The 8,074-nt window shown below is 41.7% G+C and carries 7 protein-coding genes; 6 read left to right on the top strand and 1 reads right to left on the bottom strand.

The genetic code is table 11. From position 1 onward, the window contains the following. Positions 1–59 precede the first annotated feature (59 nt). From EO93_RS16290 to EO93_RS16275, 5 genes are all read left to right on the top strand, one after another. Positions 60–1,442, top strand: coding sequence for a PKD domain-containing protein (locus EO93_RS16290; RefSeq protein ID WP_235284320.1), 1,383 nt, complete (start codon positions 60–62; stop codon positions 1,440–1,442). A 35-nt stretch (positions 1,443–1,477) separates the two neighbouring features. Further along, positions 1,478–1,633, top strand: a complete 156-nt coding sequence (locus EO93_RS17720; protein WP_156161366.1) for a hypothetical protein — start codon at positions 1,478–1,480, stop codon at positions 1,631–1,633. 164 nt (positions 1,634–1,797) lie between these two features. After that, a complete protein-coding gene (locus EO93_RS16285; RefSeq protein WP_048163664.1) occupies positions 1,798–2,403 on the top strand; it encodes a TetR/AcrR family transcriptional regulator in 606 nt (201 codons plus the stop codon). 140 nt (positions 2,404–2,543) lie between these two features. Next, positions 2,544–3,116, top strand: a complete 573-nt coding sequence (locus EO93_RS16280) for a class I SAM-dependent methyltransferase (RefSeq protein WP_048163663.1) — start codon at positions 2,544–2,546, stop codon at positions 3,114–3,116. 19 nt (positions 3,117–3,135) lie between these two features. Continuing rightward, complete coding sequence (locus EO93_RS16275; RefSeq protein ID WP_048163661.1) at positions 3,136–3,576, top strand: hypothetical protein; 441 nt, start codon at positions 3,136–3,138, stop codon at positions 3,574–3,576. A 36-nt stretch (positions 3,577–3,612) separates the two neighbouring features. Here the strand turns inward: EO93_RS16275 and EO93_RS16270 are convergent, their stop codons facing one another. Then, a complete protein-coding gene (locus EO93_RS16270; RefSeq protein WP_235284319.1) occupies positions 3,613–3,984 on the bottom strand; it encodes a hypothetical protein in 372 nt (123 codons plus the stop codon). Positions 3,985–4,165: 181 nt separating this feature from the next. Between EO93_RS16270 and EO93_RS16265 the strand changes: the two genes are divergently transcribed. After that, positions 4,166–7,795, top strand: a complete 3,630-nt coding sequence (locus EO93_RS16265; protein ID WP_235284318.1) for a NosD domain-containing protein — start codon at positions 4,166–4,168, stop codon at positions 7,793–7,795. Positions 7,796–8,074: the final 279 nt, after the last annotated feature.

The following is an 8,074-nucleotide window of genomic DNA, read 5'->3' as shown; positions in this document are numbered from 1 at the left end:
ATGAATATAATGCAAATTTCATAAAGTTATAAAAAGTTTTGCAGTATAACAATAGACAGTTGTTATTTATTACTGATGGTAATTGTCGGACAGCCTGTATAGGGAGGGCTAAACGTGTTGCAGTTTCCGGCGATTACGCCTATGTACCCGATCATTATAATGGTCTTATGATTGTTGATATTAGCAATCCTTCTTCTCCTGCTCTCAAAGGAAGCTACGACACTCCAGGAAATGCTCAAGGTGTTGCAATTTCCGGCAACTACGCCTACATAGCTGATGGTAACGATCTTGTTATTGTTGATATCAGTAATCCCTCTTCTCCGATTCCAATCAGAAATTACAATACTGGCGGATGGGCTCAGGATATTGCAGTTTCCGGAAATTACGCTTATGTAATCGATTATGCTAACGGTATTTTCATCGTAGATATCAGCAATCCTTCTTCTCCGCTTCTGAAAGGAATTCATGCCACTTCTCCAATTATCTGGAATGGGGATTATGGCTATGGCGGATGCATTAAAAGTGTTGCAGTTTCCGGAAATTACGCCTACGTAGCCGATGAAGGAAACGGCCTTTTGATTGTTGATGTCAGCAATGCTTCTTCTCCTGTTCTGAAAGGAAGTTACCCTGCTGCTGAGTATGCTTTCGATGTAGCAGTTTCCGGTAATTATGCCTACGTAGTCAATAGCAATAATGGGCTTGCGATTATTGACATAAGCGATCCTTCTTCTCCAGTTCTTAACGGAAGCTACAATCCTGAAAGACATGTTGAGGAGGTTGCAGTTTCCGGAAATTACGCCTATTTAGTCGTTGATAACAGTCTTGTGATCATCGATATAAGCAATCCTTCCTCTCCAGTTCTTAAAGGGCGTTATGTAGGTTCTGTTTTTGATATTGCAGTTTCAGGAAGTTATGTCTATGTAGGAGGGGGTGTTAACGGTCTTGTTATCCTGAAAGCAAATCCAGAACAACCAGCATTTATTTTTGCAGACTTCAGTAGCAATGTCACATCAGGTTACGCGCCTCTTTCGGTCAGGTTCAACGACAGTTCGCAGAACACAACTGCATGGAACTGGGACTTTGGAGACGGGTTTAATTCAACGAATCAAAACCCGGTCCATACTTACTCATCAGCAGGAACCTATACTGTTAACCTGAAAGTAAGCAATGCAAACAAAACAGCCTCAAAAGAGGCTACGATATTTGTGATGAAAACAAATAGTCCCGGTGAAAATAGCAGCAACGGAAGTGAAGGAATAGATTGTGACGGTGCAATATCAACAAAAGGGACAAACGATCCTGCAAAAGGAAGCAAAAAAACTCCTGGATTTGAAATAGTTTCCGGCGGCGTAAGCCTGTTAGCTGCGTTTTGGATAAAGGAAAGCAATAAAAAACATCAGTTAAATGAAAAAATGTTGGTTGTAAGCTCTGACCATATTTGAGTACTGAATGGGCATTGTGTTTTAGAGGTGATAGAGTGGTTAAGAAGACTGAGTATAAAATGTTCCTGATTTTTCTTGTTTTAATTCTTTTTTTACAGGTATCAAATGCAGCAGCTTCAGAAGCACCTGCAGAACAATGGAACAGGTCTTTTGGCAGAGATGATTATGATTATTTTAGATGTGTTGAATAGACTTCGGACGGCGGGTATATAGTTGCAGGTACAACAGATTATATGGTAAAGGTTCGGATGGCAAGTCTGATGCCTGGTTAATTAAGCTGGATAATTCCCAAAACACTCTTATGTGATGGAGTACTTCTATTGATTGACAGTCAGTCAATAAGAGGATGTAAGCGATGACCAGAATAGTCAAAGACCCTGCGGAGAGAAGATTGGAACTGATTGAAGCAGCTGAGAGCCTTTTTGCAAAAAAGGGCTATGAGGACACGGCAGTCAGTGAGATCGTCAAAAAGGTTAAGGTTGGTCAGGGAACGTTTTACCATTATTTCAAATCCAAGGAAGATATTCTGGAAGCAGTAGCTAAAAAAGTTGTAGCCCCGTACGTTGAAGACGTACGAAATATCGCAAAAGGCAATGAGGATCCTGCAACAAAGGTGAACTCCATACTGAACGGCATTTTAAAAGCTAACGATTCCGACCTGGGCATTATGAAGCTAATGCATCAAAAAGGAAACCATTTGCTTCACCAGAAAGTGGAGAAAGCACTTGAAGAGGAGATGTCACCCCTTGTAACTGAGATATTATCAAAAGGTATTGCAGAAGGGGTTTTTAAAACAGAATATCCTGATGAATCTTTTGGATTTTTGATAGCCTCGACGCTTTATCTATCTCATAATCTCTCATGGGATCATGAGTCCCGTGAGAGAATGCGCACTGCTTTAGAAGAGATAATATCCAGGGTTCTTGGGGTCACTGATTATAGGTTCCACCTGGAAATCTAATTTTAGTTGATATATTAATAATAATTGATCTGAGCCAGTATCTGATTGACAGTCAGTCAATAAAGAGTAGCATAATCTGTCAGTTTAATCACATAAGGCGTAAAATAAAACTGAATTAAAAAATAAAAGGAGGAAGAAATATGGCGAACAAATCTACGGATGTATGCCCCTATCAGTGGGCATGGACTCTTGATAACTGGGTTCGCAGGCTTTTGCAAAACCCTTACAAAATTGTTAGAGATTATGTAAAAGAAGGCCAGACTGTTCTGGATCTGGGCTGTGGGCCTGGCTTCTTTTCCCTGCCAATGGCAAAGCTGGTAGGTGAGAAAGGAAAGGTCATCTCAGTGGATGTTCAGGATGAGATGCTTCAGATTTTAAAAAATAAAAGCGAGCTTAAGGGGCTTAATTCTCGAATAGTCCTTCATAAAGCCCAACCGGAAAAGTTAGGTATCTCCGAGATGGTAGATTTTGCCCTTGCTTTTTACATGGTTCACGAGGTTCCGGATAAAAAGAGTTTTTTGGGCGAAGTCGCTTCCCATCTCAAGCCCGATGGTAATTTTTTAATCGTCGAGCCAAAATTCCACGTCTCAAAATCCGACTTTGACAGCACCCTGGAAGTTGCAAGATCTGTAGGCCTGGAACAGGTTTCTAAACCCAGGATTTCTTTCGACAGAGCAGTACTTTTGAAGCCTGCTTCCAGAAAAATAGCTTGATGCTGCAATCTCGATTTCAATGACTTCAGACGACGGGTACATAGCCGCAGGCGTTAAAAAAGGGAATGGCTGCTTAGTTAAGCTGGCAGGAGATGGAGAAGGTGTTGAGTATGAGGATACATCAGACAGCAGCTTCAGCCAAATAAGAAATTACATTTATGATATTTTTCCATGGGTTTTTCCAGTGGAACCTATAAGTGAATGGGATTTTTCTTCTCGCTTTTTTCTTTTTACTTTCTCCTCATCCCCAAAAAATGTAAAAAACGTCCCCTTCTCCACTGTCCGGCAGGCTCTCGATTCCCCTGTCAAACTTCCGGCTCTATTATTATTCATCTGGATGACACAGCAGAAAGAAACTCTTAAGTTTGGGATTCAGGAAGGAATAGTCGAGCCTTTTCTTGCGTGGGGAAAAACAAAAATTGTAAAGGGTGCAGTTTTCTATTCTTTGCCCACGCAATAATCGAATGGAACATCTGGACCCAGAGATTTCCAAACCTCATTCATTTATTCCGGCCTCTGCTCTTACTTCGGGACCCCTTGATACTTTATTGCAATCCTCAAATCGCTTACAATCCCTGGGGCAGTTTGCCTGTTTTCTCTCTTCCGTTATCCCAAATAAATTCAGGAGTATTTCGATCCAGCGAGAACGGGCCTCTTCCCAATCAACTCCAGGAAGAATCATAACCCTCATTCCATTGAATAACGACACGAGAGCGACTGCAAGGGTACGTGGATCGGTTCCGGATGGGATAAGGCCTTTCTGCCGCTGTTCTGCAATTTCATTGGCTGGCTCATCAATACCGCGCTTCATGCCTTCTATTATAGGGCTTGTCATTTTTGCAGCCATATTTTGCACTGGGATGTCCATTTATGATCGAGCCGTCCCCTTAAGGATGAAACTTTTTATACTTTCAGTTACACTAATATTTAACAATATATAAATATTTAGTAGATATTTAGTAGAGAATAAATTGAATTTAGTGCACTGTTGACGTAATCAAAATATATGGGGACCTGAAAAAATGGGACTACTCTATAAAAAAAATAATTTGCAATTTTTAACAATTGCATGTTTTATCTTTCTTATTGTAAATGGAACAGCAGCCTCGTATCCTGCACCGACCACGCTGTACGTGGGTGGAGAAGGCAGCGGAAATTATACAACTATTCAGGATGCGGTAAACAACGCAAGTTCCGGAAACACAATTCTTGTCTATCCGGGTACGTATACGGAAAATGTGAATGCTAGTGTGGAAAACATAAGCATCCGCTCCTATTCTGGAAACCCTGATGATACGATTATAAAACGCGAGGAATTCAAGAGTAACAATATCAAAATAACTGCCAATAATGTAACTATTAGCGGGTTTACTATTACCGGGGCAGGTTCTACAGGAATTTATATGAGCAGGATTTCGGGAGCAAATATCATAAATAACAAGCTTTCCGGAGTCGGTTGCGGTATTCAGATGGAACGTTCCAGCAGATGCAACCTGATCAACAATACAGTTTCTGATTCTGCTCAACATGGATTTTATCTCTCTTCTTCGAGTAACCATTGTATACTAGCAAATAATACAATTTCTTATACCGGAGAAGAGGGAATATTACTCAGGAGCTCTGTTTACTGTACTCTGACTAATAATGTAATTTCAAATACTTACTATGAAGGTATTTATCTGAACTCTTCCAGCAACTGTAATGTTACTGGCAACACAGTTTCAAACACTGAGGATGATGGCATTGATCTGAACTCTTCAAGCAACTGTAATATTACTGGTAATACGGTTTCAAGCACTGAGGATGATGGCATTGATCTGAACTCTTCCAGCAACTGTAATGTTACTGGCAACACAGTTTCAAACACTGGGGATGATGGCATTGATCTGGATTCTTCCAGCAACTGTAATATTAATGGTAATGCAGTTTTAAACACTGAGGATGATGGAATCTGTCTGGTAAATTCTGAAAATTGCATTCTGACCAATAATACCGTTTCAAACGCTTCTGATGAAGGCGTCTGCCTTTCTTATTCCAGCGGCTGTACTCTGACCGACAACACAATCTCAAACGCTGACTACGGTATCACTGTAGATTCAGACGACTGTGTCCTGAGAAACAACACAGCAACTTCAGGGATATATGGAATCAGCCTTTGGTATATCGAAAACTGCACGCTTACAGGCAATATTATGTCTGAAAACCTGTACAATTTCGATCTTGATATCTACGACCTTGATAACGGAACCGGAAATATAATTGATACCAGTAATCTTGTCGACGGAAAAGCGATTTATTACCTTGAAGGGGAACCAAATCCTTCTATTGGAAGTGATGCAGGGGTTGTCTACTGCATAAACTGCGGAGATGTCGAAATTAAGAACCTTGTGCTTCAGAATAATACATACGGGGTTTTCCTGTATAATACAAGTTCGGAAATCCAGAATAACACCATAAACAATACCATCTACGGGATGATGGTGTTATCTTCTCAGGACGTCAGGATCTCAGACAGCATGATTGAGAATTCCATGATAGGAGTGGATCTCGAGAAGGCTATAAATACGACTCTGGCTGACAATACCGTTCAGAATTCGTTATTTGGAATTGAAGCCGTTAGTTCTGAGAACTGTACGCTTTCGAACAATTCCATTCGGGACTCCATATTTGTTGGGATTGCCACAATTAGTTCCGAGAACTGCATGTTTTTAAACAATTCTGTTCGGAACTCCATATATGGGATTATCACCTTAGGTTCCGAGAACTGCACGCTTATGGGTAATTCTGTTCAGGACTCGATGGAAAACTATGGACTTCTTACCTCCGGAAACTCAAAGCTTGTTAGCGGTAAGGAAAATACCCTCATAAGGGAAAATACCCTCATAAAGGAAAGTACCCTCGTAAAGGAAAATACCCTCGTAAACTCGAATCTTGTGCAGTCACAGGCACTCAATGACTTTGGGATCTATTCTGAAGATTGCCAGAATCTCAGGCTTGAGAACAATACTATTGACCAGATAGACTTCATAGGAATTTCTCTTGAGGGGTGCCAGGATGTCAGGTTTGTGAGGAACTCGGTACGGAACATCGGGTATACAGGGATTTATTCGGATAATTCTGCCAATGTAGAACTTCTGGACAATACGGTTCAGAATGTAACAGGTGAGGCTCAACTTGTATCTGGAAATTCCCCCCTTGTCAGTTCTCCTCTTGTCAGCAAAAGTTTGGGACCCTCAGGATATGGAATCTGTTTTGCTTATTCAAATGAATTCAGGCTTGAGGGCAACACCGTTGAGGACTGTTGTTCTGCATGGGGAATTTATCTCTATGAACCGGTAAACTCGACACTTGAATGCAATACTCTTAAAAACTGTCAGGCGGGACTTATCGCAATTGCGAGTGAAAACTGTAGTGTAAGTGACTGCTCCGTAACTAACTGCACTTCAGGAGGAATTGTGATTATGAGCTCCGAGGAAGTCCCAGAAACTGGGTATACGGTGGCAGGGTGTACTGTAGAAGGAAGTGCAATCGGGCTGCTGGTGACAGGAGAAGGAACCCTTGCAGAGAATACTTTATCCGGCAATTCTTACGGAATGGTGCTCTATGATGTGAATAACAGCCTGATCTATGGCAACAAAATGGTCCGGAACAGCCTTGCAGGACTTGCCATTGATCCCGAAGAGTCAGAACTTACAGCACGCAGCGGACTTGTAAGGAGCATTGAGTCTCCTGAAAGCAGTAATAACACAATTTACAACAACTACTTCAACAACGTAAACAACACTCTCATTTACAGTGAGGCTAACAACACCTGGAACATTAGCAAAACTTCAGGGGAAAGTATAGTTGGCGGTCCGTACCTTGGAGGCAACTACTGGGCAAATCCCAATGGGACAGGCTTTTCCGAAAGCTGCACAGACGCTGACAGGGACGGAATTGCAGACTCCTCCTATGAAATCGTAAACGGAACCTTTGACTATCTGCCCCTTACAACTATTTCCCCCGCACCCATTCCAACCCACAGACACAAAAGCTCCACCAATTACATTCCCTCAAGTGGAGAAAGCACCGGTGTGACAGGCATTGACAGTGCACAGAAAAAGGTTGTTGCGGGATCCAAAACAAGCTTTAGCTTCACTGACCCTGTTTCTGGCATACTGGGGCTCAGCTTCACTTCACAACAGTATTCCGGGAATGTCATCGCAAGGATTGAGGTGCTTGGAGACGGAAGTTCCGGAGAAAAACCTGAAGGAGAAGTCTACCAGCTGATGAACATCCTGGTCGGAAACGAAAGGTTCGAAAGTGGGAGCAACATCAATGGAGCAGCCATTAACTTCAGGGTCTCAAAGAGCTGGGTAGAAGAAAACAATATTGACGTCTCTACCATAACGATAAACAGGTTCCAGGACGAAAAATGGAATGCGCTTGTCACAGAAATGACTTATGAAGACAAAGAATACTACTATTTCAAGGCAGAAACTCCGGGCTTCTCCAGGTATGCAATTACGGGAGACAAACTCGGCACTGAAATAATCACTCCGGCTGAAGAGAAAGAAACCGGAACAGTCACAGGAGAAGAGCAAACTAACGACGAAAAGACTCCTGGATTCGAAAGTACCTTTGCAATTCTCGGAGTCCTTGCTTCGGTGTTCTTTGCAAAGAAGAGAATCTTAAAATAAGTAATTTGGAAAATAAGGGAATATTACTTCATATTCCTTAATTTTTCCATTCTTTTTCTTTTGCCTTTAGACCTTTCTTTTCGAGCTGTTTTTGTTTTTTGTCTCAATCCTTCATTTTTGCAGGCACATCCAAAATGAGAATGAGGATTTCGATTAATCTCTGATTCTTTTCTTTGTCCTGTGAACTACCCCTCCCTGCTTTCTGATGAAAGCGAGGAAGGGGCTTCTTGCTTCATCCCTCGAACTACTGTTCGCAAGTCCACAAGCCCATCCCCTGCG

It is taken from the genome of Methanosarcina sp. 1.H.A.2.2 (genome assembly GCF_000979975.1).
Classification (GTDB): domain Archaea; phylum Halobacteriota; class Methanosarcinia; order Methanosarcinales; family Methanosarcinaceae; genus Methanosarcina.
This window is presented reverse-complemented; position numbering and strand designations above follow the sequence as displayed.